Here is a 25502-nt window from a genome sequence, read left to right on the forward strand (position 1 = left end):
GACGGCGATCGGCCGGTCACCGGTTCGTGAGGTCGTCCAGTTCGTCCGAGATCAACAGATCGGGGTCGAATTTCATTCCGGTGAAATGGCCGGCGAGTTCGAGCGAGAGCACCCCGTGCAGGCGGGTCCAGAAGGCGAGCGCGCGGTGGAGGGTCGCGGACGGGGCCGGATCGTCGCCCGCCCAGTCGCGGTGACTGTCCAGATGTTCGTCGAACGGGGTTTCCGGGCCGTCCACGGTGATCGCGCGGCACGCTTCGATCAGCACGGCCATGACCTCGCTCGAAATGGCGGTGGTGTCGTCGGGCGCGTGGTAGCCGGGGACGGGCGTGCCGTAGATGAGGAAGTAGCGTTGCGGGTCGCTCCGGGCCCAGTCCCGGATGGTGACGGCGAGGCCGGCCAAGTCGGCACCGCCGTCGAACGCCGCCCGGACGGTGTCGGCGAGGCTCCGGTACGCGTCGCGGATGAGCGCGGTGACGAGGTCGTCGCGGCTGGCGAAATACCGGTACAGGGCGGGACCGCTCATCCCCACCTGTTTGGCGATCGCGTTGAGCGACAACGCGGGCACCCCGGCGGTGGCGATCTGCTCCCAAGCGTGCTGCTTGATCTCCGCGCGCACCTGGTCGCGATAGCGCTCCCGCGGGCTCTGCCCGTCCGCGTTGGTCATCGGCCCTCCCGCTCCGTCGGCCCGAAGGGTAGCAGCGCCAATTCGGCCGAAGCCTGTTCCCGCCACGCGGCGAACGACGGCCCGGGGGAGAGTTCCACGGCCAGCGTCAGGCATTCCCTCGCCTCGTCGAAGGCGCCTGCCTCCCGCCACGCACGCCCCTCGCGGATCGCGCTGACGACCTCCAGGCCGCCGAAACCGCCTTCCCACGCGAGCCACCGGCTGGTGCGGTACTGGCTCGCCGCTTCCCGCCATTCGGCGAGATCGCCGAGCACGTCGCCGATGGCGCGCACGGTCAGGGTCTTCAGCAGCCGATGGAAATCGGGGTACGTGTCGCCCGCCAGCCGCTCGGCGTCGGAGAGCACGGCCCGGTGCACGGCGAGCGCCTCGGTATGCCGTCCGGCGTTGAGCAGCGCGCGCCCGTACATGTTCCGCGCCGTGGTTTGCCCGTCCCAGAACGGCAGTTCGTGCGCCAGCTCGTACCCGCGCTTCGCGAACTCGAACGCTTCGTCGCCCTGCCCGGTCAGCCGCAGCACCTGGCCGAGGTAGATGCACGCCCAGGTGTGCTCGACCTGATCGCCGATCCGGACGGCGATGTCCAGCGCGCGGCGATGCCGCGCCACGGCCTCCTTGTCGTCACCGAGACAGATACTGGCGGCCCAGCCGACGAAGTTGAGCAGTTTCGCCTCGGCCGCGGCGTCGCCGAGCTCGCTCGCCGCGGCCGCGCCGAGCGAGAAGATCTCCCACCACGGCTGCTGGGCACTCCGTCCGTCGGAGTACCAGTGCAGCGCGATCGCGAGGTCGCGGACCTCCTGATGCCGCCCCCGCCGCGCCCCCAGCCGATGCGCGGCGACCCAGTTCCCGCCTTCGACGTCCAGCCAGCGGGCGGCCTCCTCCCGCGAGGAGAACCGGCCGGTCTCGGATGCCTTGGGATAGAACAACCTGGCCGCTTCGGCCGCCTTGCCGAGCAGATGGGCGAGCACGAGTTCGCGCGCCGCGGCGTCCTCCTCCGCCTCGAACCGTTCCTCCGCGAACAGGCGGATCAGGTCGTGGAACTGATGGCGTTCCGGTTCCGCCGTCGTCTGAAGGAGGCTGGCGTCGACGAGTTCGTCGAGATGATCCCGGACGTCGGCGGGGGCCGCGCCGGAGACGACGATCGCGAGCTCCAGGCCGAAGTCGGAGCCTGGGACGGTCGCCAGACGGCGGAACAGCCGTCGTGCCTCGGCCGAGACCGCGCGATACGACAGATCGAAAGCCGAGCGCAGTTGCAGGTCACCCGCCGCGAGCGCGCGCAGCCGGGTGCTTTCGTCGCGCAGCCGGTCGGCGAGCTGGGCGAGCGACCACCGCGGCCGGGTGGCGAGCCGGTTGCCCGCGATCCGGACCGCGAGCGGCAGATACCCGCACAGTTCGACGAGCTCGCGGGCGGCGGCGGGCTCCGCGCGGATCCGGTCGGCGCCGATGATCTTGGCGAGCAGGCCGGTCGCGCCGTCGTCCGACAGCGGTTCGAGCCCCAGCCAACGGGCGCCTTCCAGACCGGCGAGCGTGCGGCGGCAGGTGATCAGGGTGAGTGAGCCGGGCCCGGCGACCAGCAGCGGGCGGATCTGCGCCTCGTCCGAGGCGTTGTCGAGCAGCAGCAGGACCTTCCGTCCGTCGAGCAGCATCCGCAGCAACGCCGACCGGTCGGCTTCGGAGGCGGGCACCTGTCCCGGCGCGACGTCCATCGCGCGCAGCAGCCGGTCGAGCGCGGCCCGGGCGCTCAACGGTTCCTCGTCCATCCCGCGCAGATCCACCGCGTAGCCCCCGTCCGGGAACTCCGCGCGCCACAGATCCGCCGCGGTCACCGCGAGCGCGGTCTTCCCGACCCCGGCCTGTCCGACGATCGCGACCACGCCACCGCCCTCGGCGATCTTCGCGGAAAGCTGTTGCAGCTCGCTTTCGCGGCCGGACAGATCCGCGGTGGGCGCGGGCAGCGCGCAGGTCGCCGCGACCTGGGCGGCCAGCGCCGGATTGCGGCGCCGCCCCTGTTTCGCGACGGTCAGGAAGAATTCACGGTCACCGCCGGTCAGGCCGAGCGCGTCGGCCAGCACCTCGGCGGAGCGTTGCTGGGCGGCCCGCGCGCGGCCGCGCTCCAGCTCGCGCAGGGCGCGGACACTGATCCCGGAGGTCTCGGCCAGCCGCTCCTGCGTCCATCCCGCGGCCCGCCGGTGTTCGAGCAGGAGCTTGCCGAACACCGACCGCGTCTCGTTCGCCTCCACCGCGGTCCATTCAACCGGCAGGCTTGCGCTGGCGGAAAGCTGCCCCCTGCTTCCGCTTGTCCCGCCTTCTCCGGGGCCGGTTACCTGGAAGGCATGTCGACGATCATGACGACGCCCGTCCGGCCGGTCGTCCGGACCGGGGAGCGGCGGGAGATCCGGGTCGCCGTGCACGCCGGTGATCCGCTCGTCCTGGCGGGGTTGCGCAGCGCGCTCGGCGGCGGCCCCGGCATCACCTTGCGCGAAGACCCGGCGAAGGCCGACGTCCTCGTCGCGGTCGCGGGCGACGACCCGCGGCGTATCCCGGCCGGACCGGCCCGGCTGGTGCTGGTGGCCGATCACCCCAACCAGGCCGAGCTGTGGGCCGCGGTGGAGCGCGGGCTCGCCGTCGTCGTCGCGCGCTCCGAGGCGACGCCGGGACGGTTGCTGCGCGCGGTCGCCGACGCCCACGCCGGCCGGGGCGATCTGCCCGCCGATCAGCTCGGCCGTCTCCTGCACGGGATGTCGCGGCTGCACAAGGAAGTCCTCAAACCGCGCGAGCTCACGCTCAGCGGTCTGTCGCCCCGCGAGACCGAGGTGCTCCGGTTGCTGGCGGAGGGATTCGACACCGGCGAGATCGCCCGGCGGGTGGCCTACTCCGACCGGACGGTGAAGAACATCCTGCACGGCCTGCTCAGCCGGTTCAATCTGCGCAACCGCACCCACGTCGTGGCGTACGCGCTCCGCGAAGGTCTCATCTGAGCGCTCTCAGATGACCCCTTCCCGGATCGCGTAGGCCACCGCGTGCGACCGGTTCCGGAGCCTCAGCCGATCGGTGACCGCGTAGATGACGTTCTTCACCGTTCGTTCCGAATAGGCGAGTTCGGCCGCGATCTCCTGGGTGTCGAACCCGTCGGCCATCAGTCGGAGGACGTCGATCTCCCGCGAGGAGAGCGCGGCGCCCGCCGGACCGTTCGGCGCGAGCATCTCCCGGTGGAGCCGCTCGGCGTGGTCGGCGAGCCTGCCGAGGAGATCCCGCGGTGGGTCCACGGCGTGCGACGCGGCGGCGCGGACGCTGTCGGCCACCCGGGAGTCGGTCATCGCCGACCTCGGCAGGATCGCGACCACCTTGCACAGCACCGCCGCCGTGAGGCCGCCCTCCTCGATCCGATCGGTCACCAGCACGATCGGCTTGCCGAATTCCGCGGCGACGGCACGCAACGCGGTGACCGCGTCGGCCGAAAGCCGGTCGAAAGCGGCGACGACGACATCGGTTTCGGCCCGTGCCCGGCCCTCGGTCACCACCACGGACGCGCGTGTCCCGAGTAGATCGACCAGGCCGGCCTTCGTGATGGGGTCCAGGGCGCAGACACTCACCCGAATTGCTCGCATGTGTCCGTCTTCCGTCCACTGTGGATCTTCGATTTGTCAAGGGCCGCAAGGACAAAAAGCGTTGCCCGCATACGCGGACGGACCTCTTGTACGGTGGGAACCGGGTAGCGGCCCGCCTCGGGTGACCCCCACACTCGACGGCGGGTCGCTTCCTTTCCGCGCGGCTCGTGGCGATTCTCGCCCGGCCTGAACGACCCCGGCAACGCGTTCCGCCGTGTCCTGCTTTCCCCGCCAGCCGAGACTGGCCAAAGGGGCAAAACTGGCGTTGACCTGCACGGACGCCACTTTGGCGCCATGTGGCGCCAAAGTGGCCTTGCATTGGCGCCATCGTGGTGCCATGATGGCGTCATGGATTTGACGCCCTTTGTGGACAACGTTCGCCGGGAACTCGCCGTCGCCGCCGAGGCGGGGGGAGCCGAGGCGAGCGCGCTCGCCGAACGCCTGACCGCGCCGCTCGCGTCGGCCATTCGTCTCGCGCTGCTGGACGCGTTGTCCGCCGCGTCGGACGAGATCACCCGTGACCTCGCGCCGGGTTCGGTCGAGGTCCGGCTGCGTGCCGGGGAAGCCAGCTTCGCCGTCACGCTTCCCGCGGTCGACCAGGCCGCCCCCGCAGCGCCTGCCCCGCCTGCCGCGCCGGAGCCGCCGGTACCGGACGAGGAAGGGGCCACGGCCCGGATCAACTTCCGGCTCCCGGAAAACCTCAAGACCCGCGTGGAGGAGGCCGCGGCCGCGCAAGGCCGTTCGGTCAACGCGTGGCTCGTGCGAGCCGCGTCCGCGGCGTTGCAGCCGTCGGAGTGGGCCACGCCGCCCGCTCCGACGAGCGGCCATCGCGGCGCTCAGCGCTACACCGGCTGGGTCAGCTAGACCTCCTAGACCGGCACAAACACCGATCACACCACCTCTGAGGGGACGACCATGCCTTCTTTCGCCACTCCGGAACCCATTCTCGCGGACCTCGATCCGGTCGTCGGCAACGTCCGGATCGTCGCCGGCGACCGCGCCGACACGGTCGTCGAAGTCGCCCCGCTCGACAAGGACAACGAATCCGACGTCGACGCCGCGGAGCGCACCGTCGTCGAATTCTCCGGCGGCACCTTGACCGTCCGCGCACCGAAGATGCGCCTGCTCGACTTCTCCAGGCGGACGAGGTCGATCGACGTGACCATCGAACTGCCCGCCGGCTCCCGGGTGCAGGGGAGCACCGGCCTCGGCGACCTGACCGCGACCGGGCGGATCGGCGCCTGCCGCTACAAATCCGGCACCGGGCACATCCGGCTGGACCGGGCCGGTGAGCTGAAACTGCACACCGCGTCCGGGAACATCGTCGTCGAGCACGCCGACGGCAACGCCGACATCAGCACGAGCTCCGGCCGCGTGCACGTCGGCGCGATCGACGGCACCGCGGTGGTCAAGAACTCCAACGGGCCCACCACCATCGGGGCCGCCACTGGCTCGATCCGCCTCCGCTCGGCCAACGGCGACATCACTGTCGACAAGGCCGAAAACGGCGTCGAAGCCAAGACCGCCAACGGTTCCGTCCGCGTGCTCGACGCGGTCAGGGGCACGCTCACGCTCGAAACGTCGCTGGGGGACGTCGAGATCGGCATCCGTGAGGGCAGTGCCGCCTGGCTCGACGTGAACACCGGCTTCGGCCGCGTCGTCAACGACATGACCGCCGCCACCGCGCCCGGCGAAACGACCGACAAGGTCGAAGTCCACGCCGGCACCTCCGTCGGCGACATCCTCGTCCACCGTTCCTGAAGGGAATCCTCATGCGAAACCCGGCCATTTCCGCGACGGGACTGCGCAAGTCCTACGGCGACAAGGTCGTCCTGGACGGTATCGACCTGCATGTCCCGGCGGGCACGGTTTTCTCGCTGCTCGGCCCCAACGGCGCCGGCAAGACCACCACGGTCAACATCCTGTCCACTTTGGTCACTCCGGACGCCGGCGGCGCGACCATCGCCGGAGCCGATCTCGCCGCCGACCCGGACGGTGTCCGTGCCTCGATCGGGCTCACCGGACAGTTCTCCGCGGTGGACAATCTGCTCACCGGCGAGGAGAACCTGTTTCTGATGGCGGATCTGCACCATCTGCCGCGCCGCGAGGGCCGCAGGCGCGCCGCTGAACTCCTGGAACGCTTCGAGCTGACCGATGCCGCGAAGAAGACGCCGTCCACCTTCTCGGGTGGTATGCGCCGCAAACTCGACCTGGCGATGACCCTGATCGGTGACCCCAAGGTCATCTTCCTCGACGAACCGACCACCGGCCTCGACCCACGCAGCCGCCGCACGATGTGGCAGATCATCCGTGACCTCGTCGACGGTGGCGTGACGATCTTCCTCACCACCCAATATCTGGAGGAGGCGGATCAGCTCGCCGACCGGGTCGCCGTACTCGACGGCGGCCGGATCGTCGCACTCGGCACGCCCGACGAACTGAAGCGGCGAGTGCCCGGCGGGCACATGCAACTGAAGTTCCCCGACGCGGTCTCGTTGCGTGACGCGACCCGCGTGCTTCGAGTGTCCACTTCGGACGAAGAAGCCCTTGCGCTCCGCGTGCCGACCGACGGCACCGTCGCCGCCCTGCGCGCCGTCCTGGACCGGCTCGACGACGAGGCCGTCGCCGTCGACAGCCTCACCGTGCACACGCCGGACCTCGACGACGTGTTCCTCAGCCTCACCGGTCACCGGACCGAAGCGACCAAGGAGATGGCCCGATGAGCACCCTTGCCCTTTCGGTGCGCGACTCGACGACCATGCTGCGCCGCAACATCCGGCATATGCAACGGTATCCGTCGCTCACCCTCATGCTGATCGGCCAGCCGATCGTGTTCCTGCTGCTGTTCGTCTACGTTTTCGGTGGCACGCTAGGGAACGGTCTCGGCGGCGGAGGCGGCAGAGCCGAGTACGTCGGCTACGTCACGCCCGCCATCCTGCTCGTCGCCGTGTGCAGCGCAGCCCTCGGCACCGCGATCTCGGTGGCGACGGACATGACCGAGGGCATCATCGCGCGGTTCCGCACGATGGCGATCAGCAAGGCCTCGGTGCTGACCGGGCACGTCGTCGGCGCGCTCATCCAAACGGCGTTCGCGCTCGCCGTGGTCTTCGGGGTCACACTGCTCATCGGCTTCTCCCCGACGGCGGGTGTCGGCGAATGGTTCGCCGTCGTCGGCGTGCTGTTGCTGCTGACCATCGCGCTCACCTGGCTTTCGGTGGCGCTGGGCCTGGCGGCCAAGAGCGTGGAAACGGCGAGCAACACGCCCATGATCTTCATGTTGCTGCCGTTTCTCGGCAGTGGCTTCGTGCCCACGGATTCGATGCCCGCTTGGCTGCGCTGGTTCGCCGACTACCAGCCGTTCACTCCGGTCATCGAGACCATTCGCGGCCTGCTGCTCGGGACTCCGATCGGCAGTAGCGGCTGGCTCGCGGTCGGCTGGTGCGTTCTGCTCTCGGCGGTCGGGTATGGGTGGTCGAAGTCCTTGTTCGCCAAGGAACGTGACCGCTGATCTTGGGGTGATACTGGGGGTCGCCCCGGGCCGGGTTTCTTCGGTCCGGGGCGCATTTAGCCGACTAAATGCGATGGGTGCTTTCGCGTTTAGTCGGCTAAATGCGAGTCGCTCAGGGTGACTCGGCGTTAGTGACTGTTTCACCCGTCAGTGTTGTCGACGCGAGTTGGCTTGTTGCTGAAAATTACGAACACGTGTTCGACGTGTTGCGGTATTATGGAGAAGTGTCCGAGACCTTTCTCCCCGAACTGCCGCAGGAGCTGTGGCGCGCCGGCAAACTGGAGCTTGCCCAAGGCGTGCAGCAGTTCTTGCAGGCGATTCGCATGGCCACTGCCGGGTTGGGGCAGTTTCTGGCAGAGATCGAGAATCGGGGCGCGAAAGACTTGTACGGGCATGGCAGCACGGCGAGCTGGTTCGCGGAGCTCGCGGGGTTGTCGCGCGGTGAAGCGGGCGCGGTGGTGAAGCGGGCTCTCGCCCTGAACCCCACCCTCGCTCTGGATGGCACCGAGGTTCCGCCCGTTGCTCCTGCCACCGCCGCCGTTGCCGCTCAGGGGTTGGTCGGGGACGAACGGATCGATCAGATCCTGGAGATCTTGAAAAGGCTCCCCGCCGACACCTCCGCTGAGGATCGGGAGACTGCGGAGAAGATCCTGGCCGAGCTTGCCCCGAACGCCGGTCCCCGCCAGCTCTCCGAGGCTGAGGCGAAACTGCTGGGCTGGCTGAACCCAGACGGCAACGAACCCAAAGACCCTGAACCCAAAGAGCCGCGCCGGGAAATCACCCTGGAGCGCCGCAAAGACGGCTTCTGGAAACTCACCGGCCTCCTCGACGACGAGACCGGGGCCCGCACCGCCGCCGCCCTGGAAGCACACGCCCAGCCACGGCCGGTGGACGAGTTCGGCCAGGCGGATCTGCGGATGAAATGCGAACGCATGGGAGACGCCTGGGCCGAACTCCTCGACCTGGCCATCGCCTGCCCCGATCAGCCGGGAACCAGCGGCTACCGGACCTTGGTACACGTCACCATCGGACTGGAGGAACTCAAATCCGGTCTCGGCACCGCGTGCCTGGACTTCGTGGGGACGATGACCGCGCGGGAAGCCCGGCTCGCCGCCTGTGACTGCCTGATGTTGCCGGTGGTGATGAGCGGCTCGGGTGAACCGCTGGATATGGGGCGCCTGAGACGGTTCGTCACACCCGGCCAGAGGCGCGCGTTGAACATCCGCGACGGTGGTTGTGCGTTCCCCGGCTGTCACCGAAAACCCAAGAACTGCCACGCCCACCACATTCACCACTGGGCAGACGGCGGGCCCACCGACCTCCGGAATCTCGTGCTGCTCTGCGGCTTCCACCACCGGCTGATCCACCACGGTGACTGGGAAGTACGCATGGCGGCCGATGGGTTACCGGAGTTCATCCCACCCCAGTACCGGGATCCGCTCCGACATCCCCGACGTAACACCCTGCATCACCTCTAGGCCCCGAGGAGCCCGCCAGCCACCCAGGCGACGGGCGCCTCGGCATGACCGTGTGGATTTCGGGTCATCCAACGCACCGAAATCCACACAGTCGGTCGCGAACGTCAGGACCTGCCGCAAGAAAAGCCCCCCAGCGGGCTAGGCACCTCCGACCGCAGACGGACGCCCCCGCACGAGCCGGCTCCCTAACCTGCACCCGAGGAGTTTTCCTTCGACATAAGGGAGTTCGCGTTGCCAAGGAGAACAGCAGTCCTGGTGGCACTGCTCGTCACCGCCGCGTTGGCACCGGCGACCGCCGCCGCGGCCCCGTCGATCACCTGGCACGGTTGCGCGACCGGTCCCGGTGACAGCGTGGGCGTCGAGCTGGACAAGGCGGGTGCGCAGTGCGGCGACGTCGCCGTACCGGTCGACTACCGCCGTCCGCACGGGCGCCGGATCACCCTCGCGTTGGCGCGGATGAAGGCCACCGATCCCGCGCGCCGCCGCGGCGTGGTGCTGCTCAACCCCGGAGGGCCGGGCGGTCCCGCGAGGGAACTGGTCCTGGCGGGCGCGCTGATGCCGGAGATCGCCGCGCGGTACGACCTCGTCGGCATGGATCCCCGGTTCGTCGGGCGCAGTTCGCCGTTGCGGTGCGACTGGAAGACCGACACGTTCACCCGCTCGGCCGGGCCCGATCTGAAGACGTTCGGCGAGAGCGTGGCCCTCGCGAAAGAACTGGCGCGCGGTTGTGCGGGCAACGACCCGGCGTTGTTGCGGGCAGCGTCGACCCGCAACACCGCACGGGACATGGACCTGGTCCGCGAGGCACTCGGCGAGCGGAAGATCTCCTACATCGGCGCCTCCTACGGGACGTACCTCGGCGCGGTGTACCTCCAGATGTTCGGCTCGCGGGCCGACCGGTTCGTGCTCGACTCGGCGGTGGATCCCGAGGCGTACGGGCCCGGCCTGCTCCGCCCGACCGCGCCGTCGCTCGACGCCGCGCTGCGGAACTGGGCACGGACCGCCCAAGGCCTGGGAGAGACCGCCGACGAGGTCCTGGCGACCGTGCGGGACGTCGCGCGCTCGGCCGAGCGGAGGCCGTTCGCGGTCGGGAAGTACACAGTGGACGGTCACACCGTGCCCTATGTGTTCTTCGCGCACCTCTATGACGACAGGCCCGCTTCACAGGCCGAGTTCACCGCCACCGTGCGGACTCTCCGAGCCGCCGCGGCGGGTCTGCCCACCACGCCGTCGCCCGCGTTGAGCGCGCTTCTCGACGGCTTGACGACGGGTTCCGGCTCCGCGACCGACCGGGCCGGGACACCGGTCGTCTGCGCCGATCGCGCGGCCGACCGCGATCCGATGACCTACTACCGGGACATCCAGCAGCATCGCGCCGCCGAACCCCTCTTCGGCCCGCTGGCCCGCAACATCACCCCGTGCGCGTTCTGGCCCGTGGCTCCCGCCGAACCCGCCACCCGGATCCACAACACCGCACCGGCGCTGCTCCTCGGCTCGACCGGCGACCCGGCGACGCCCTACGCGGGACAGCTCGCCATGCGCAGGGCGCTCGCCGGATCGAGTCTGGTGACGGTGGAAGGCGCCTACCGCCATTCCGTGTTCTTGAAGGGTGACGCGTGTGTCGACGCGGCGGTGCGGGACTACCTGCTGAGCGGACGGCTCCCCGCCGACCGGACCTGCCGCCCGTGACACCGGATCAGCAGGCGAAATCGTGCCGCGTCCCGCGCACCAGGAACTCCGTCGCGAGGTCGTTCGCGCACTTGTTGTCCTTGAACAGGTACGCCAGATGACCGCCTTGGTCGACGGTGACCATCCTGGCGCGCTCGCCGAAGGCCTCCCGCAGCTTCCGCGCCCCCGCCAGCGGTGTCGCCGGGTCGCGGAGGTTCTGCACGATCAGCACGTTCGACGGGCCACGATCGGTGATCTTCACCGGCGGTTCGATCGGCTCGGACGGCCAGAAAGCGCACGGCGTCACGTTCGCGGCCGCCGCGCCGAACAGCGGGTGCCGGAACCGGTCGATCGCGACGTTGCGCCGATAGGTGCCGACGTCCTCCGGCCAGTCGGAGTCGTTGCAGATCACGTGGAGCTGGCTCGCGATGTAGTTGTCCGACGGATAGCCCGCGACGGCCGAAGTCGGCACGGGTTTCCCGGTGTCGAGCGCGCGCCACGTCTCCGCCAGATGCGGCAGGCTCTTGTCGTAGTAGAGATCGGCGAACGTGACATGACGGAACACCTGGCCGTTGTAGCCGTCCGGGCTCGGTGTCCTGTCCAGCCGCGCGGCCAGCTCGAAGTACTTCGCCGTCACCTGTGCCGGAGTCCTGCCCAAGCCGTACTCGGGCTTCGAAGCGGCGAACTTGGCGAAGTCCGGGAAGCGGTCTTCGACGCCTCGCCCGAACAGCCGCGAGAAGGACGCGTCCCAGCCGCCGGGGCCGGTCGCGCTGTCGATCAGGAACCGGTCACTGCGCTCGGGGAACAACGACGTGTACACCGAGCCGAGGTAGGTGCCGTACGAGATGCCGAAGTAGTTCACCTTCCGCTCGCCGAGCGCCTCGCGCACGCGGTCCATGTCGCGGGCGGTGTTGGCGGTGGTCATGTACGGAAGGAGCGGCGCGGTGGCGGAGGAACCGCATTTCGCGGCGACGGCGGCGACCCGCTGGGCCTCGGTCGTGACGTCGGCCGAGTTCCGCGCGTACCTCGGGATGTTGGTCGGATGCTCGGCGGGCGACAGTCCGCAGGTCACCGGGGTGCTGTTGTGGACACCTCGCGGGTCCATCCCGATGACGTCGTAACCGTCCAGCACCTCCTGCGGGATGTTCAGCTTCTCGAGGGTGGCGGGATAGGCGAGCCCTTCGCCGCCGGGGCCACCGGTGTTGGTCAGCAGCACACCGCGGCGCTTCTCCGGCCGCGTGCTCGCCAGGCGCGAGATCGCGATCTCGATGGTCTTCCCGTCCGGATTCCGGTAGTCCAGCGGGACCTGGATGGTGCCGCATTCCAGACCGAGGCCGGCCGCCTCTTCGGGGCACGGCCCCCATTTCGGCGGCGGTGCCGCCGACGCGATCGCCGGGGTGGCCGCGGTCACCAATACGGCGACCAGGACAGGTATGAGTTTCGCTCCACTTCGGACGGTCATCGGCGCGGCTCCCAGCGGAAGAGCCGCGTCGCGAGGACGACGGCGACGACGACCCAAGCGAGGGTCGGAGCGAGCAGGAGCAGCGAATCGGTGAGAGCCACGCCGCCGTTCCATGCGTCGACGGCGAGTTCGGTGGCCGAGCCGCCGGGCAGCAGCCGTTTGAGCAGTGTCAGCTCGTCGGTGCCGGAGATGCCGACCCAGCTGGCCACGGCGATCACGCCGAGGCTGACCGGCAGGGTGGTCACCTGCGCGTGTTCGGGGGAGTTGGTCAGACCCGCGGTGGCCAGGCCGAGGCCGATCATCATGGCGACGCTGGCCAGCACCGCCGCCACCAGCAGGCCGACGTTGGCGGGCGTGTCCGTGACCACGCCCAGCACGGTCATGATCACGGCCACCTGGACGAGTGAGATGACGGTGACCGGCAGCACCAGCCCGGCCAGGATGGACGCGTCGCCGGCCGCGGTGGAGCGCAGTCGCTTCAGGAACAGGTTCTGCCGTCGGGAGGCCAGCGTGGTCACCGCGCTGGTGTAGAGACCGAACGCGCAGACGGTGAACATCACGATCGCCGCGATGTAGCCGAGACTGCCGATCTCGGCGAAGACCTCGTGCTGGTAGACGAAGAACGCGGAGATCGCGAGGGGCATCACGAAACTGGTGATCAGGACCGACCGGTTCCGGAAGATCTGGATCAATTCGCTGCGGGCTATCGAGAGCATGACAACTCAGTCCTTCAGTCGTTTTCGATGGCGCGGAAGACGTCGTCGAGCCGGGTCGGTCCGGCTTCGAGGTCCGGTAGCTCGATCGCGTGGTCCTGGGCCCACCGGAGCAGGGTGTGGAGGTCCTTCTGCAGGCCGAAGGTCTCGATGACGAACCTTCCGTCGTGTTCGCGTTTGCCCTGCAACGGCAGCGCCGGGGCCGACGGCGGAAGCGAGAACCGGATCACCGACGGCAGCGTCCGCGTCAGTTCGGCGACCGTGCCCTCCCGGTGGAACGTGCCCCGGTGCATCAGGCCGATGCGGTCGGCGCGCTGCTGTGCCTCCTCCAGGTAATGCGTGGTGAGCACGATCGTCGAACCGTCCTCACGCAGGTTGTCGACCGCGTCCCACAGCGCGTCCCGCGACTGGATGTCGAGGCCGGTGGTGGGCTCGTCCAGGAACACCAGCCGCGGCGAGCCGTACACCGCGGTCGCGAAATCGAGCCGCCGCTTCTCGCCACCGGAAAGCTGCGACACCTTCGTGTCCGCTTTGGGGGTCAGGCCGACGATGCCGAGCACGCGTTCGAGCCGGTCCGTGCGCCGGGTCAGGGCCCCGATCAGGCGAATCGATTCCTTCACCGTCAGATCCGGTGAGAAACCGCTCTCCTGCAACATGACCCCCATCTTGGGGCGGACGGCGGCGCGGTCCCGCGGGCTCTTCCCGAGCACCCGGACGGTGCCCGACGTCGGATTCCGGTGTCCTTCCAGGGTTTCCAAGGTCGAGGTCTTCCCGGCCCCGTTCGTGCCCAGCAGGGCGTAGAACTCGCCTTGCCGGACCTGGAAGGACAGATCCTTCACGGCGTGGAAGTCGCCGTATTTCACGTTCAGACGGTCAACGTCGATCGCTGTCATACCTCGATCTCACCCGCCGGGACGCGGCCCGGCCAGTGCGGCCACGTCACGAGGAAACCATGACGTGGTGTCACTGTCGTCCCGCCGCCGGAGCGCCGATACTGGACTCATGTCTGATGTGGACACCGAGCAGGCGAAGGGACAGCTGCGCAAGCTGAACCTCACGATGTTCGTCCCGCTGCTCGTCGTCGGCGGGGTGATCGTGGTCGCCTCGGACTCGCGGACCTGGTGGCACGCGGTGGTCCTGAGCGTGGGGGTGCTGGCGGCGTTGGTCGCCTTCGTGCGCTGGGCGGCGGGCGAAGTCCTGCGGGTCGCGATCCCGTGCCTGGTGATCACGGCGGCCGTGTGGCCGTTCTCGGTGCTGCTCGTCGGCGGCAGTTCGGCGTTCTTCGGCGTCTTCCTCGTCGGCTCCCTGGTCGTCCCGCAACTGCCACGCCACCGGATCGCGGCGGCCGTCGCGCTCGTCGTGTACATCGCCGCGGTGGGCGCGCTGAGACTGCTGGTCTCGCACGAGGATGTGTCCGGTGAGCTGGTCAGCTTCGTGTTCGTGCCCGCCGCGATCACCGCCGTCGTGCTCGGCCTGATGTTCCCCAACAAGCGGTTCTACGACGTCGTCAAGGAACTCGAGGAGTCACGCGAACGGGAAGCGGAGCTGGCCGTGATCAGGGAACGCGTCCGGTTCGCCAGCGATCTGCACGACATCCAGGGCCACACGCTGCACGTGGTGAAGCTCAAGACCGCGCTGGCCAGGAAGCTGGTGGACATCGACGCCGAGCGGGCCAAACAGGAGCTGGGGGAGATCCACGCGCTCGTGGCCGACACGATCACCCAGACGAAGGAACTCGCCTACGCCCAGCGCCGGCTCAACCTCTCCGCCGAACTGGAGAACGCGAGGAACCTTTTCGAGGCAGCGGGGATCCGCGTGCGCGTCGACCGGGAGGCGGACGTCGATCCGGCGGCGGGCAGGCTGCTCGGCCAGGTCCTGCGCGAGACCACGACCAACATCCTGCGCCACGCGCAGGCGACCCGCGTGCGGATCACCCTGTCGGAATGGAGCATCAGTATCGTCAACGACGGCGCCCAGCGAACGCCGCTGCCCGAACTGCGCGGGCTGGCCGCGCTCGAACAACGCGTGGTCGCCGACGGCGGTGAGCTGACGGTGGAACAGGAAGACGGGCGGTTCGTGACGGCGGCGTCCTTCCCGGCCCTGGAGGAACGATGACCACGGTGGTGCTCGCCGACGACGAAGCCCTGCTGCGCAAGGCGATGGCCGCGTTGCTCCCGCTCGAAGGCGAGATCACCGTCCTGGCCGAGGCGGAGAACGGCGAAGAAGCCGTCGAGGCCACCTTGCGGCACGAGCCCGACGTCCTCGTCATCGACCTCGAAATGCCCGGCGTGGACGGACTCGGCGCGGTCGCGGAGATCCGGCGTACCAGGCCGGGCCAGGTCATCCTCATGCTTACCCGGCACGCGAAACCGGGTGTGCTCCGCAAGGCCCTCAAGCTCGGCGTCCAGGGTTTCGTCAGCAAGGCCGCCGACCCGTCGCACATCACGTTCGTCATCGACACGCTGCACCAGGGCAAACGCTGGATCGACCCGGACGTCTCCGCGCTCGCCGTCGTCGACGACTGTCCGCTCACCGAGCGGGAGCTGGAGGTGTTGCGGGTGACCGGCGAGGGCTATTCGGTCGCCGAGATCGCCGGACGGCTCCATCTCGCGCAGGGCACCGTGCGGAACTACCTCTCGAACGCCATGCAGAAGACCCAGACGCAGACCCGGCACGAGGCCGCCAGGTACGCCCGCGAGCACGACTGGCTTTAACGCGCCCGTACGTGCGCGCGTTCGCCCTGCGGCCCGAACAGGACGAGGGTTTCCACGGCGTGCCCGTCGGCCGAGCCGAGCCAATGCGGCAGCGCGGTGTCGAATTCGGCGGCCTCGCCCGGCGGGAGGACCAGGTCACGGTCGCCGACCACCAGCCGCAACCGTCCATTGAGGACATACACCCATTCGTAGCCGCCGTGGGTCTGCGGCGTGGGCTCCGCCGGCGTGTCCCGGCCGGGGATGAGCATCTTGAACGCCTGCACCCCGCCCGCGCGCCGGGTGAGCGGCAGGAACGTCATGCCGTGGCGGTGGATCGGCTGGAGATGGATCCTCGGATCACCGGTCCGGGGAGCGCCGACGAGATCGTCGAGCGGTACGCCGTGCACCCGGGCGAGCGGGAGCAGCAGTTCCAGCGTCGGCCGCCGCCCGCCGCTTTCCAGTCGTGACAAGGTGCTTTCCGAGATCCCGGTCGCCGCCGACAGCTCGGCGAGGGTCAGGCCGCGGTGTTTGCGCAGCGCGCGCAGCCGGGGGCCGACCGCGTCGAGCACCTCGTCCGTCTCGTCCATGCCCTCGATCTTGCCAGGTCGGCAAGTTTTCGTGCCAAACCGGCGGCCTGGCGGCGAAGGTGGCGATCATGAGCGCTACGAAATTCTGGGACGAACTCCACGAACGGCGGGCGGCCGGAACGCCGAAGGTGAACGCGAGACTGGCCGAGATCGCGGGCCCGCTGACCCCGGGCACCGCGCTCGACCTCGGCTGCGGAGCCGGGGGAGACGCGCTGTGGCTGGCCGCCCGAGGCTGGCGCGTGACCGCGGTCGACATCTCCGGAGCGGCCGTGCGCTCGCTCCAGGCACGCCGTGAGGCGATCACGGCGCTCCGCGTCGACCTCGCCGAAGACTTCCCCGAGGGCACCTTCGATCTGGTGTCCGCGCAGTACTTCCACACGCCCTTCGAACTGGACCGGGCGCGGGTGCTGCGCACCGCCGCGGGCTCGGTGAATCCCGGCGGGCGGCTGGTCGTCGTCGACCACGGTTCCGCCGCGCCGTGGTCATGGGATCAGGACGCCGAATTCGCCACCCCCGGCGAGGTTGCGGCCGAGCTGGGCCTCGACCCAACGGTCTGGTCGATCGACCGAGCGGAGGCGGCCGAACGTCTGGCCACCGGTCCGGCGGGCCGGACCGCGACGGTCGTCGACCACATCCTGATCCTCCGGCGGGCCGGGCGATGAGCCGGAAACGCGACGCCGGACCGCCGTCGACCGGCCCCGGGGAAAAGGAAGTGCTCACCGGGTTCCTCGACTATCTCCGCGCCGCCGTCATGGCCAAGGCCGAAGGCGTGCCGGAGGATCGTGCCCGCACTCCCGGCGTGCCGTCCGGCACGAACCTGCTGGGCCTGGTCAAGCACCTGACCCAGGTGGAACGGCATTGGCTGCTCGGCCACCGCGTCACCGATTGGAAGGCGTCGTTCCACCCGGGCCCGGACGACACGACGGCGTCGATTCTGGCCGCCTACCGGGAAACCGTCGCCGAGGCGAACGACGAGATCGCCTACTGGGACGACCTCGCCGCGCCGGGACCCCGCCGGGGATCACGGCGCTGGACCCTGACCCACCTGATCGAGGAAACCGCGCGGCACGCGGGACACGCCGACATCCTGCGCGAACTGATCGATGGCGCCACCGGGCGCTGAAACGGAGATCCCCATGTTCCACCGAGCCGCCGCGTTCGTCGCGGCCCTCGTCCTGCTGACGGCCTGCGGTTCACCTCCGGCCGCCGCCGCGCCACCCCCTGGCTTCCGGCACGAGTTCGCCGACGTCGACGGGGTGAAGATGCATTACGTCACCGGCGGCAAGGGCGCCCCGCTCGTCCTGCTGCACGGCTGGCCGCAGACCTGGTACGGCTGGCACCGGGTCATGCCCGCGCTGGCCGAACATTTCACGGTGTACGCCCTCGACCTGCCCGGTCTCGGCGACAGCGACGGCTCACCGCCCAGTTACGACAAGGCGACCCTCGCCCGCTACGTCCACGGTCTCGTCGCCGGCCGGCTGGGCCTGCGCGACGCCCGGATCGCCGGTCACGACCTCGGCGCCGCTGTCGCCTTCCAGTACGCCGCGCAATTCCCCGGCGATCTCACGAAGCTCGCCTATCTCGACCTGCCGCTGCCGGGGCCCGCGCTCGACGCGACCGCGTACCGGAACTTGAGCTGGCACATCGCGTTCCACTCGCAGAAGACGGTCCCCGAGGCCGTCGTGGGCGACGACGTGCGCGAGTACCTGTCCCTGTTCTATCCCCAGGTCGCCTACTCGGGGACGGCCTTCGGCGGCCCCGGCGCGCCGCCGCCGTTCGACGACGCGGAGATCGACGAGTACGCCCGCACCTACACCAAGCCGGAGGTCCTGCACGGTGGCTTCGAGCTCTACCGGACGCTCGGACAGGACGCGACCGCGAACGCCGGCGCGAAACCCATCACCACCCCGACTCTGCTGATGACCGCCGAGGGACTGCTCGAACCGCAGAAGGCCACTTTGGCGCCCCGCGTCGCGAACCTGGCCCGCGCGGTCGAGGTGCCGAAGGCGGGACATTGGCTCGCCGAGGAGAATCCGGCGTTCGTGAGCGCCGAACTGATCGGCTTCCTGAAGTAGTTTGCCCGAGATCGAGAACCTTTGCGATGCTTCGCGCATGTCCACGCTGGAAGTGCTCAACCATCCGTTCCGCGAGCAGTTCGAGGTCTTCCTCGACGAGCACCGCCGTGTTCTCGACGAGTCCTTGGAAGGGTTGACCGAGGAGCAGGCCCGCCGGTCGCTCGTCCCGTCCCGCACGACCCTGCTCGGCCTGGTGAAGCACGCGACCTTCGTGGAAAAGGTGTGGTTCGTCGAAGGCATCACCTGCCGGCCGCGGACCGAGCTCGGCCTCCCCGAGACGCCCGACGAATCGTTCGTCCTCACCGAGGAGGACACGATCGCCTCCGTGCGGCAGGCGTACCGCGAAGCCTGCGAGGTGTCCCGTAAGGCGGCAGCGGCCCTCGACCTGGACGACCTGCTCCACGGGAACCGGCGCGGCCCGCTCCCGCTGCGCTGGGTGTACCTGCACATGCTGCGGGAACTCGCCCAGCACGGCGGCCACGCCGACATCCTGCGCGAGCAGATCCTGAGTTCCTAGCGAACGACGATGCCGGGGAGCGGTGGCTCCCCGGCATCGTCGTTTCGTTCGTCAGGAACGGGTCAGCGTGACGCCGTACTTGTTCGCCGCGTCCACGACGGGCTGGTAGTAGGAGTACGAACCGGTGGCGTTGGCACCCTGGTTCCAACCGCAGTCGTGGCCGTCGGCGGGGCCGCCGGAGGTCATGCCCTGCGCGGTGTTGCCCGCGATGTAGGCGCCGCCGCTGTCACCGCCCTCGGTGCAGACGGTCGACTTCGCGAGCCCGGTGGTGGCGACGCTTTCGCCGCTGTAGCGCACGGTCTGGTTGTACGCGGTGATCTTGCCGCAGGTCCAGCCGGTGGTGTTGCCCGCCTTGCACAGCGTGGTGCCGACCGGCGCCTTCGAGCTGCCGGTGATCCGCACCGTGGTGCCCATACGGGTGTCCACGTAGCCGCGGCCGGTGTCCTCGGCGTCGATGTCCATCAGGCCCATGTCGGCCGACGGGAACTGGGTGGCCACGCCGCGGCCGATGTGGACGCCGCTGCGGTTCAGGATGTCCGGGTTGCCTTCGACACAGTGCCCGGCGGTGAGCATCACGTTGTTGCCGCTGCTGGTGGTGCCGGGGAAGCCGAGCGAGCAGTTGGTGCCGGGAACGAGGTCCATGATCTGGCCGGGGATGACGTCGGCCTGCGTGGTGTTCCCGTTGGCGACACCGGTCTGGACCGCGACACCCGGGATGGCGGTGAGCCGTCGGACGAGGGCGCTGTCGGCACCCGGCTGCACGGTGACGACGACCTGGTCGGCCGCGAGTTCCGGACCCCAGGACTGCACCTGGGTGACGTCCTTGCCGATCACCGTGCCGACCTTGGCGGACAGGGCGTTCAGCGCGTTCTCGCCGCGGGCACCGGTGCGCGGGGTCAGCCCGGCCGAACGAAGCTCCTTCGCGGAACCGGCGTCGGCGTTCACCACGAGGGCGCCCGCGTTGTCGAAGTACGCGCCGTCGGTGTGGAGGCCACGGTTTCTGACGTTGTCCAGCGAGGCGATCAGGTTCTTCTCGTGGTCCAGCTTCTGGGCGGCCTGAAGCGGGCTGACCTTGAGCTGGGCTGCGAGCGTCTCGAGCATCGTCTGGTCGTAGGCGGTGACCGGCGCGGCGGTCGCCGGGACGGCGAGCGCGCCGATTCCGGCACAGACGCTGAACAGGGTGAGCATGACGGGTCCGCGAATTCGCATGCGAATTTCCTTCGATAAGGAGGGAACGACGAACCGCCGGAATATGTTCGGAAAGCGCAGGGGACCGGGCGGTTCATCTCGACGTGACGCACAGTACGAGCGCCCGCACGGCATGTCGTAGCGCCGAAAGTAGGATCCGTGATCACGGACCTACTTTCGTATGCGGAAAACGCGAATTGCCTGCTTATTCAATTGCGTGGGAGTGTCATCGTCCCAAAAGTGTCAGCGAGGTAGGCGTCCAGCGCGGCGGCACCGGAGAGCAGGGCGCGCCCCCGCGCCGCGAGCCGGGCGTGCCAGTCGCTCAGTGTCGACTCGAGCGGAACGACCCCGCCCGCCGAGCGGACCTGGTCGAGCACCGGCGCGATCCGCTCCAGGAGGTAGCCGCCCCGCCTGAGCTGATGGGTCAGCTTCGCGTCGCGTACGTCGGCCGCGTTGTAGACGCGGTAACCCGTCCTCGGATCGCGTTCGGGGCGGAGAAGGCCCGCGCGTTCCCACTCGCGCAAGGTCGCGGGCCGGACGCCGAGTTTCCGGGACAGCGGGCCGACGAATACCTCACCCCGCTCCTGCGGCACGGGTTCGAGATCGCGGAGCGCGGCCGTGACGGCCTGGAGGGTGCGGCGGTCGTCGAGCAGCTGCGCGTGGCTTTCGTCGACGAGCCGGAGCGCCTCCTCGACCTCGTCCTGATTGACCGCCCGCATGATCGACGCCGCGGTCGCGTGGCCGTGTCCCGGCACGAGGGCGAGGAACGCGCGCAGGGCTTGCGCGTGCAGTGGCGTGTACGTGCGATAGCCCTGCGGGCCGCGTTCGGCGGCGGGGAGGATGCCGTCCGCCTCGTAATTGCGGACCGCCTGAGCGGACAGGCCGTGCTCGCGCGCGAGGTCGACCGGCCTGAGCCGCTCACGGGTTCGAAGGTTCCGGCCCACCGCCCCACGATATTCGCTCTACCGGTCGCGCGAGGACTCCGCCCGCCGCTCGTAACGGGCACGGGCCAGCCGATAGGCCGTCTCGAGCAGCTCGCGGGTGGCCGTTTCGGTGTTCGACGCCGGGTTCACGACCGCCAGCCAGCCCGCGTTCCCGTACACGGGGTGGGCGATCAGGGTGTCGGTGTCGTCGGGGTTCTGGCCGAGACCGCGGGCGAACTCCTTCTTGCCGGCGTGGATGTTCACGCGGAACGTGTCCGGGCGGTCCAGCCGCGAGGTCTCGTCGCCGGGGTAGTTCTTGGTCACGATCGTCGCGAAGGGCTGGACGTTGGTCGGGACGACGCCGTCGGGGGAGTAGTAGAAGAACGCGTCGCCCCAGCTGAGCTCCGGCCACTCGTCGCCCGGTCCCGGGGTGAGGGTCAGGACGCCGTCGAGGCCCGAGACGAGGCCGATGATCTCTTCGATGGTCATGTGCTCAAGCGTGGCATTAAAGTGCTTATGGAGGGTTTGAGTGCGTTTCCGACGGAGTGAAGGTGTCAAGTCTCAAATCGATGCGTACGGCGGAGGTAGCGCGCGTGGCGGGCTACTCCGTCCAGCAGGTGCGCAACCTCGAACGTGACGGTGTGCTCCCGGCGGCGTCGAGGACGGCTTCGGGTTACCGGAGCTACGGCGAGGTTCATCTTCGGTCCGCGCTGGCCTACCGCGCGCTCGCCGCCGCCGTGGGGCCGGTCGAGGCCAAGAAGATCGTCCGCGCCGTGCACCGGGATCCGCTCCCCGAAGTCCTCGCGCGCCTGGACGCTGCCCACGCGGGGCTCGACGCCGAACGCGCGGACCTCCGGGACGCCAGGGAAGCCGTGCGGGTGATCTCCGACGAACCGATCGAAGACGTGCGCGGCTCGGACTCGATGAGCGTCTCCGAACTCGCGTCGGCGCTCGGCGTGCGCCCGTCGACCCTGCGGCATTGGGACACGGAACGGCTCGTCGTGCCCGGCCGCGATCAGCGGGGGACGCGGCGGTACACGCCGTCCCAGGTGCGGGACGCGCGGATCGTGCATCAGCTGCGGCTGGCCGGCTACCGCGTGGCGCCCCTGCGCGCGCTGATGCCGGAACTGCGGCGATCCCGGCGGCTGGAGGACGTCGCTGCCGCGCTTTCCGCCAGGGACGCCGGGATCACGGCCCGCTCGCGGGCGCTTTTCGACGGCACGGCCGCGCTGTCCCGCCTCGTGAGTGGCGAGGACGGTTAGGCCATCGCCGCTGGGGTTGCGAAAGCCACTTTCGCAACGTTGAAGGTTGCGAAAGTGGCTTTCGCAACGTCGGCCGTGGCCCGAGACAGGGTCAGGTGCGGGGAGTCCGTTCCCGCAGGGTCGTGAGCGCCTTGTCGGCGTGGACGTCGAATTTCAGCTCGCTCTTGATCACCGCGAGGATCCGGCGATCGGTGTCGATCACGAAGGTGCGCCGCTTGGCGTGCAGCGGGCTGAACCGGCGCCAGACGCCGAAGAGTTTGGCGACTTCTCCGTCCACATCGGACAGAAGTGGGTAGTCGAAGCCGTGCAGGGTGGAGAATTCCCGCTGCTTGGTGATCCCGTCAGGGCTGATCCCGACGCGGTGGGCGCCGACCTCGCGGAACTCCGCGGCAAGATCGCGGAAGTGGCAGCTCTCGGCCGTGCAGCCCCCGGTCATCGCGGCGGGGTAGAAGAACAGCACGACCGGGCCGGTGGACAGGAACTCCGACAGCGTGCGGTCCTGGCCGGTGTCGTCGGGCAGGGTGAAGTCCGGGACGAGGTCTCCTTGATCCATATCCGGTATTCGGAGCCGCGGGCGCGCCGGATCGGTCTCGGCGCGAACTCGTCCGTGGCCGAGGTGCGAAACGGCTATCGTCGCGGCATGTCCTCTCGCAAAGTGGGAACCCGGCGCGCCTTCGACGCGGCCGCCGCCGATTTCGCCGCGCTCGGGCGGTATCTGTGGGAGCCGATCGGTGCGGCCACGGTGGCGGCCGCCGGGCTCGCCGAGGGAGACCGTGTCCTCGACGCCTGCTGCGGCACCGGGGCTTCGGCGATTCCGGCGGCGCACGCGGTCGGCGCCGAGGGGGTGGTGGACGCCATCGACCTCTCCGGTCCGATGATCGGCGAGCTGCGCCGTCTTTCGGCCGGCTTGCCGCAGTTGCGCGCGCACGAAGCCGACGCGACGGCGTGGGACACCGGCGGCTACGACGTCGTGCAGTCCGCGCTCGGCATCTTCTTCTTCCCCGACATGACGGTCGGGACCGAACGGCTGATCGCCAGGACCCGGTCCGGCGGCCGGGCGGTGTTCACGATCTGGCGCGGCGGGTCCATGGTGGCCGCGGGCCGTCATCTCGGCCGCGCGGTCGCGGCGGTGACCGGGTCCGCGCCGCCGCCGGAGCGCGAACCGGGCCTGATCGATCGCATAGACCAGGCCGGCTCTTATACCGAGTGGCTTTCCGGGCGGAATCTGTCCGATGTGGACGTCGTGGTCAACGAACTGCGGCTGACCATGACACCGGAGATCGCCTGGCTGGTCGTCATCGGCTCCGGGTTCCGGGGACTGCTCGCCGATCTGGAGCCCGGCGTCGTCGAGCGGGTGCGCGAGCGCTATCTCGAGTCCCTGCGCGCCGAAGGGGTGACCGAACTCGACGCCACCACGCTGATCGGCTCCGGCACCGTTCGCTGACGGCGACGGCCCTTCGGTGTACAGTCGTTCACTCAAACCGGGGTGAACGGCGGGACACGGGTGCGATCAGACAACGACTCCTCTGTTCGGGGCCGCGGGCAAGGGCCGTTCGGCTCCTGGCTGCTCGGTCCGCTCGACCAGGACCCGGCCGTGTTGCGCCGTCGCGTCCAGGGATTGCTCACCGGGACGCTGATCGCGACCAACGTCATCGGCGCGCTGGTCGTGGTCGGGCTGGCGGCGCTGCTCATGCCCGCTCCCGGGATGTCCGGTGACCTCATCCGGGTGACCGCGATCGCGGTACCGGTCTACGTGGTCTCCGCCGTGGTCGTGGGTGCGCTGTGGGGCACCCGCGGCGCGCTGCGGACGTTGCGGTGGGCGGCCGAGGGCCGGACGCCGACCGACGACGAACGCGTGTCGAGCCTTCGGGTTCCCTTGCGCCTGACGCTGGTCCAGGCGGTGTTGTGGGGAATCGCGACCGTGGTGTTCGGCGTGCTGGCCGCGCTGGTGCAGCCGAGGGTCGTGCTCACCGAACTGCTCGTCGTCGCGTTCGCGGGGGTGGTCGTCTGCGCGATCGCCTACCTGGCCGGGGAATTCATCCTGCGGCCGTACGCGGCGCTGGCGTTGTCCGGCACCTTGCCGTCGCGGCCGCTCAGCGGCGGCGTGAACCTGCGGATGCTGCTGTTCTGGTGCCTCGGCACCGGGGTGCCGGTGGCGGGGCTGGTGGTCACGGCGGTGCTGGCGTGGGCGCGCGGCGACGTGTCGACGACGAAGCTCGCCATCTCGGTGATCGCCCTCGGGCTGGTGGTGCTGGTCTTCGGGCTGCTGGTGACGGTGTTCACCGCGCGCGCCGTGGTGAACCCGATCCGGTCGGTGCAGCACGCGCTGGGCCGGGTCCGGGCCGGTGACTTCACCGTGGAGATCCCGGTCTACGACGGCACCGAACTCGGTCTGCTGCAAGCGGGTTTCAACGGGATGGCCGTCGGCCTGGCCGAACGCGAACGTTTGCGGGACCTGTTCGGCAGGCATGTCGGCGAGGACGTCGCGAGCGAGGCGATGCGCACGTCGGCCGAACTCGGTGGCACGGTGCGGACGGTGTCGGTGCTGTTCGTCGACCTGATCGGCTCGACCGCGCTGGCCGCGAGCCGCCCGCCCGAGGAGGTCGTCGGCCTGCTCAACCGGTTCTTCGCGGTGGTGGTCGACGAGATCGACCGCAACCACGGTCTGGTCAACAAGTTCGTCGGCGACGCCGCGCTCGCGATCTTCGGCGCGCCGGTGCGGCTGGAGGACCACGCGACCCTCGCGCTTTCCGCCGGACGGGCGATCGCGCGCAGGCTGGCCGAGGAGGTGCCGGAATGCCCGGCCGGGATCGGTGTGGCGACGGGTGAGGTGGTCGCCGGGAACGTCGGCGACCCGCGGCGGTTCGAGTACACGGTGATCGGCGATCCGGTGAACGAAGCGGCCAGGCTCACCGAGCTGGCGAAGAACGTCGAGGCCCGGCTGCTCGCGTCGTGGACGGCGATCGAGTCGGCCGCCGAAGCCGAGGCCGCGCAGTGGAAGGCGACGGAGGACGTCACCTTGCGGGGCCGGTCCAGGCCCACCACGCTCGCGACACCCGTGGCGGATTCACGGCCTTTGTGAAGGCGCCGTGAATCTTGCGCGGCGGCTCGTACTCCGCCGGTAGCGGGCCGTGAACGATCACA

The 25502-nt window shown here is 69.6% G+C and carries 27 protein-coding genes; 16 read left to right on the forward strand and 11 right to left on the reverse strand.

All coding sequences use genetic code 11. From position 1 onward, the window contains the following. Positions 1–16: 16 nt before the first annotated feature. On the reverse strand, positions 17–664 hold the full coding sequence (locus AVR91_RS14225) for a TetR/AcrR family transcriptional regulator (RefSeq protein WP_063271140.1): 648 nt from the start codon (positions 662–664) through the stop codon (positions 17–19). Then, entirely contained in the window at positions 661–2916 is a 2256-nt protein-coding gene (locus AVR91_RS14230; RefSeq protein ID WP_063271139.1) for an ATP-binding protein, read from the reverse strand. The genes AVR91_RS14225 and AVR91_RS14230 overlap by 4 nt, the downstream gene beginning before the upstream one ends. A gap of 93 nt (positions 2917–3009) precedes the next feature. Here AVR91_RS14230 and AVR91_RS14235 point away from each other — a divergent pair, with 93 nt between their 5' ends. Then, the gene (locus AVR91_RS14235; RefSeq protein ID WP_063271138.1) at positions 3010–3654 is read left to right on the forward strand and encodes a helix-turn-helix transcriptional regulator; all 645 of its coding nucleotides are present in this window, start codon (positions 3010–3012) and stop codon (positions 3652–3654) included. Between the two features lie 6 nt (positions 3655–3660). Here the strand turns inward: AVR91_RS14235 and AVR91_RS14240 are convergent, their stop codons facing one another. Continuing rightward, positions 3661–4284, reverse strand: coding sequence for a helix-turn-helix transcriptional regulator (locus AVR91_RS14240; protein ID WP_063271137.1), 624 nt, complete (start codon positions 4282–4284; stop codon positions 3661–3663). A 348-nt stretch (positions 4285–4632) separates the two neighbouring features. On the opposite strand from AVR91_RS14240, the gene AVR91_RS14245 reads away from it, so the two are divergent. The 6 genes from AVR91_RS14245 (at position 4633) to AVR91_RS14270 (ending at position 10959) form a co-directional block, all read left to right on the forward strand. Next, a complete protein-coding gene (locus tag AVR91_RS14245) occupies positions 4633–5148 on the forward strand; it encodes an Arc family DNA-binding protein (protein WP_043848046.1) in 516 nt (171 codons plus the stop codon). A 51-nt stretch (positions 5149–5199) separates the two neighbouring features. After that, positions 5200–6045 carry a DUF4097 family beta strand repeat-containing protein gene (locus tag AVR91_RS14250; RefSeq protein ID WP_063271136.1) on the forward strand — a complete coding sequence of 282 codons (846 nt, stop codon included), beginning with the start codon at positions 5200–5202 and terminating at the stop codon, positions 6043–6045. A gap of 11 nt (positions 6046–6056) precedes the next feature. Continuing rightward, entirely contained in the window at positions 6057–7007 is a 951-nt protein-coding gene (locus AVR91_RS14255) for an ATP-binding cassette domain-containing protein (protein ID WP_063271135.1), read from the forward strand. Further along, the gene (locus AVR91_RS14260; RefSeq protein WP_063271134.1) at positions 7004–7792 is read left to right on the forward strand and encodes an ABC transporter permease; all 789 of its coding nucleotides are present in this window, start codon (positions 7004–7006) and stop codon (positions 7790–7792) included. Before AVR91_RS14255 ends, AVR91_RS14260 begins: the two co-directional genes overlap by 4 nt. A 224-nt stretch (positions 7793–8016) precedes the next feature. Continuing rightward, positions 8017–9270 carry an HNH endonuclease signature motif containing protein gene (locus AVR91_RS14265; protein ID WP_076857347.1) on the forward strand — a complete coding sequence of 418 codons (1254 nt, stop codon included), beginning with the start codon at positions 8017–8019 and terminating at the stop codon, positions 9268–9270. Between the two features lie 255 nt (positions 9271–9525). Continuing rightward, positions 9526–10959 carry an alpha/beta hydrolase gene (locus AVR91_RS14270; RefSeq protein WP_083737554.1) on the forward strand — a complete coding sequence of 478 codons (1434 nt, stop codon included), beginning with the start codon at positions 9526–9528 and terminating at the stop codon, positions 10957–10959. 7 nt (positions 10960–10966) lie between these two features. Here the strand turns inward: AVR91_RS14270 and AVR91_RS14275 are convergent, their stop codons facing one another. From AVR91_RS14275 to AVR91_RS14285, 3 genes are read right to left on the reverse strand one after another with little or no spacing between them, the layout of a single operon-like run. After that, positions 10967–12400 carry an alpha/beta hydrolase gene (locus AVR91_RS14275; RefSeq protein WP_063271131.1) on the reverse strand — a complete coding sequence of 478 codons (1434 nt, stop codon included), beginning with the start codon at positions 12398–12400 and terminating at the stop codon, positions 10967–10969. After that, positions 12397–13116, reverse strand: a complete 720-nt coding sequence (locus AVR91_RS14280) for an ABC transporter permease (RefSeq protein WP_063271130.1) — start codon at positions 13114–13116, stop codon at positions 12397–12399. Before AVR91_RS14280 ends, AVR91_RS14275 begins: the two co-directional genes overlap by 4 nt. Positions 13117–13130: 14 nt before the next feature. Then, positions 13131–14006, reverse strand: a complete 876-nt coding sequence (locus AVR91_RS14285; RefSeq protein WP_063271129.1) for an ABC transporter ATP-binding protein — start codon at positions 14004–14006, stop codon at positions 13131–13133. 118 nt (positions 14007–14124) lie between these two features. On the opposite strand from AVR91_RS14285, the gene AVR91_RS14290 reads away from it, so the two are divergent. Continuing rightward, a complete protein-coding gene (locus tag AVR91_RS14290) occupies positions 14125–15228 on the forward strand; it encodes a sensor histidine kinase (protein WP_083737556.1) in 1104 nt (367 codons plus the stop codon). After that, positions 15225–15827, forward strand: coding sequence for a response regulator transcription factor (locus AVR91_RS14295; RefSeq protein ID WP_063271127.1), 603 nt, complete (start codon positions 15225–15227; stop codon positions 15825–15827). Before AVR91_RS14290 ends, AVR91_RS14295 begins: the two co-directional genes overlap by 4 nt. Here the strand turns inward: AVR91_RS14295 and AVR91_RS14300 are convergent. Next, entirely contained in the window at positions 15824–16393 is a 570-nt protein-coding gene (locus AVR91_RS14300) for a helix-turn-helix domain-containing protein (RefSeq protein WP_063271126.1), read from the reverse strand. The genes AVR91_RS14295 and AVR91_RS14300 overlap by 4 nt on opposite strands. 68 nt (positions 16394–16461) lie before the next feature. Between AVR91_RS14300 and AVR91_RS14305 the strand changes: the two genes are divergently transcribed. Genes AVR91_RS14305 through AVR91_RS14320 form a run of 4 tightly spaced genes read left to right on the forward strand, consistent with a single transcriptional unit; the run spans position 16462 to position 18985 of the window. Next, the gene (locus AVR91_RS14305) at positions 16462–17055 is read left to right on the forward strand and encodes a class I SAM-dependent methyltransferase (RefSeq protein ID WP_063271242.1); all 594 of its coding nucleotides are present in this window, start codon (positions 16462–16464) and stop codon (positions 17053–17055) included. Then, positions 17052–17516 carry a DinB family protein gene (locus AVR91_RS14310; RefSeq protein ID WP_063271125.1) on the forward strand — a complete coding sequence of 155 codons (465 nt, stop codon included), beginning with the start codon at positions 17052–17054 and terminating at the stop codon, positions 17514–17516. Before AVR91_RS14305 ends, AVR91_RS14310 begins: the two co-directional genes overlap by 4 nt. Positions 17517–17529: 13 nt before the next feature. Then, positions 17530–18468, forward strand: a complete 939-nt coding sequence (locus AVR91_RS14315; RefSeq protein ID WP_063271241.1) for an alpha/beta fold hydrolase — start codon at positions 17530–17532, stop codon at positions 18466–18468. Between the two features lie 37 nt (positions 18469–18505). Next, complete coding sequence (locus tag AVR91_RS14320; RefSeq protein ID WP_063271240.1) at positions 18506–18985, forward strand: DinB family protein; 480 nt, start codon at positions 18506–18508, stop codon at positions 18983–18985. A gap of 51 nt (positions 18986–19036) precedes the next feature. Here the strand turns inward: AVR91_RS14320 and AVR91_RS14325 are convergent, their stop codons facing one another. The 3 genes from AVR91_RS14325 to AVR91_RS14335 form a co-directional block, all read right to left on the reverse strand. Then, on the reverse strand, positions 19037–20194 hold the full coding sequence (locus tag AVR91_RS14325; protein ID WP_063271124.1) for a S1 family peptidase: 1158 nt from the start codon (positions 20192–20194) through the stop codon (positions 19037–19039). A gap of 188 nt (positions 20195–20382) precedes the next feature. Next, entirely contained in the window at positions 20383–21117 is a 735-nt protein-coding gene (locus AVR91_RS14330) for a TioE family transcriptional regulator (RefSeq protein ID WP_063271123.1), read from the reverse strand. Positions 21118–21135: 18 nt separating this feature from the next. Then, complete coding sequence (locus AVR91_RS14335; protein ID WP_063271122.1) at positions 21136–21585, reverse strand: DUF6194 family protein; 450 nt, start codon at positions 21583–21585, stop codon at positions 21136–21138. A gap of 80 nt (positions 21586–21665) precedes the next feature. Here AVR91_RS14335 and AVR91_RS14340 point away from each other — a divergent pair, with 80 nt between their 5' ends. Further along, complete coding sequence (locus AVR91_RS14340) at positions 21666–22358, forward strand: MerR family transcriptional regulator (protein ID WP_063271121.1); 693 nt, start codon at positions 21666–21668, stop codon at positions 22356–22358. A 91-nt stretch (positions 22359–22449) separates the two neighbouring features. Here AVR91_RS14340 and AVR91_RS14345 read toward each other — a convergent pair whose 3' ends face one another. Continuing rightward, on the reverse strand, positions 22450–22911 hold the full coding sequence (locus AVR91_RS14345) for a peroxiredoxin (RefSeq protein ID WP_038511067.1): 462 nt from the start codon (positions 22909–22911) through the stop codon (positions 22450–22452). An 87-nt stretch (positions 22912–22998) separates the two neighbouring features. Here AVR91_RS14345 and AVR91_RS14350 point away from each other — a divergent pair, with 87 nt between their 5' ends. Beyond that, positions 22999–23802 carry a class I SAM-dependent methyltransferase gene (locus tag AVR91_RS14350; RefSeq protein ID WP_063271239.1) on the forward strand — a complete coding sequence of 268 codons (804 nt, stop codon included), beginning with the start codon at positions 22999–23001 and terminating at the stop codon, positions 23800–23802. 60 nt (positions 23803–23862) lie between these two features. Then, positions 23863–25440 carry an adenylate/guanylate cyclase domain-containing protein gene (locus AVR91_RS14355; RefSeq protein WP_063271120.1) on the forward strand — a complete coding sequence of 526 codons (1578 nt, stop codon included), beginning with the start codon at positions 23863–23865 and terminating at the stop codon, positions 25438–25440. Positions 25441–25502 lie beyond the last annotated feature (62 nt).

Source organism: Amycolatopsis keratiniphila subsp. keratiniphila (genome assembly GCF_001620365.2).
In the GTDB taxonomy this organism is placed as follows: domain Bacteria; phylum Actinomycetota; class Actinomycetes; order Mycobacteriales; family Pseudonocardiaceae; genus Amycolatopsis; species Amycolatopsis keratiniphila.

What these genes read in the sequence shown, in the direction of transcription:
- AVR91_RS14225 (WP_063271140.1), bottom strand. Translation starts at nt 664, where the DNA reads ATGACCAACGCGGACGGGCAGAGCCCGCGGGAGCGCTATCGCGACCAG.
- AVR91_RS14235 (WP_063271138.1), top strand. Translation starts at nt 3,010, where the DNA reads ATGTCGACGATCATGACGACGCCCGTCCGGCCGGTCGTCCGGACCGGG.
- AVR91_RS14240 (WP_063271137.1), bottom strand. Translation starts at nt 4,284, where the DNA reads ATGCGAGCAATTCGGGTGAGTGTCTGCGCCCTGGACCCCATCACGAAG.
- AVR91_RS14245 (WP_043848046.1), top strand. Translation starts at nt 4,633, where the DNA reads ATGGATTTGACGCCCTTTGTGGACAACGTTCGCCGGGAACTCGCCGTC.
- AVR91_RS14250 (WP_063271136.1), top strand. Translation starts at nt 5,200, where the DNA reads ATGCCTTCTTTCGCCACTCCGGAACCCATTCTCGCGGACCTCGATCCG.
- AVR91_RS14255 (WP_063271135.1), top strand. Translation starts at nt 6,057, where the DNA reads ATGCGAAACCCGGCCATTTCCGCGACGGGACTGCGCAAGTCCTACGGC.
- AVR91_RS14260 (WP_063271134.1), top strand. Translation starts at nt 7,004, where the DNA reads ATGAGCACCCTTGCCCTTTCGGTGCGCGACTCGACGACCATGCTGCGC.
- AVR91_RS14275 (WP_063271131.1), bottom strand. Translation starts at nt 12,400, where the DNA reads ATGACCGTCCGAAGTGGAGCGAAACTCATACCTGTCCTGGTCGCCGTA.
- AVR91_RS14280 (WP_063271130.1), bottom strand. Translation starts at nt 13,116, where the DNA reads ATGCTCTCGATAGCCCGCAGCGAATTGATCCAGATCTTCCGGAACCGG.
- AVR91_RS14285 (WP_063271129.1), bottom strand. Translation starts at nt 14,006, where the DNA reads ATGACAGCGATCGACGTTGACCGTCTGAACGTGAAATACGGCGACTTC.
- AVR91_RS14295 (WP_063271127.1), top strand. Translation starts at nt 15,225, where the DNA reads ATGACCACGGTGGTGCTCGCCGACGACGAAGCCCTGCTGCGCAAGGCG.
- AVR91_RS14300 (WP_063271126.1), bottom strand. Translation starts at nt 16,393, where the DNA reads ATGGACGAGACGGACGAGGTGCTCGACGCGGTCGGCCCCCGGCTGCGC.
- AVR91_RS14305 (WP_063271242.1), top strand. Translation starts at nt 16,462, where the DNA reads ATGAGCGCTACGAAATTCTGGGACGAACTCCACGAACGGCGGGCGGCC.
- AVR91_RS14310 (WP_063271125.1), top strand. Translation starts at nt 17,052, where the DNA reads ATGAGCCGGAAACGCGACGCCGGACCGCCGTCGACCGGCCCCGGGGAA.
- AVR91_RS14315 (WP_063271241.1), top strand. Translation starts at nt 17,530, where the DNA reads ATGTTCCACCGAGCCGCCGCGTTCGTCGCGGCCCTCGTCCTGCTGACG.
- AVR91_RS14320 (WP_063271240.1), top strand. Translation starts at nt 18,506, where the DNA reads ATGTCCACGCTGGAAGTGCTCAACCATCCGTTCCGCGAGCAGTTCGAG.
- AVR91_RS14325 (WP_063271124.1), bottom strand. Translation starts at nt 20,194, where the DNA reads ATGCGAATTCGCGGACCCGTCATGCTCACCCTGTTCAGCGTCTGTGCC.
- AVR91_RS14335 (WP_063271122.1), bottom strand. Translation starts at nt 21,585, where the DNA reads ATGACCATCGAAGAGATCATCGGCCTCGTCTCGGGCCTCGACGGCGTC.
- AVR91_RS14340 (WP_063271121.1), top strand. Translation starts at nt 21,666, where the DNA reads ATGCGTACGGCGGAGGTAGCGCGCGTGGCGGGCTACTCCGTCCAGCAG.
- AVR91_RS14345 (WP_038511067.1), bottom strand. Translation starts at nt 22,911, where the DNA reads ATGGATCAAGGAGACCTCGTCCCGGACTTCACCCTGCCCGACGACACC.
- AVR91_RS14350 (WP_063271239.1), top strand. Translation starts at nt 22,999, where the DNA reads ATGTCCTCTCGCAAAGTGGGAACCCGGCGCGCCTTCGACGCGGCCGCC.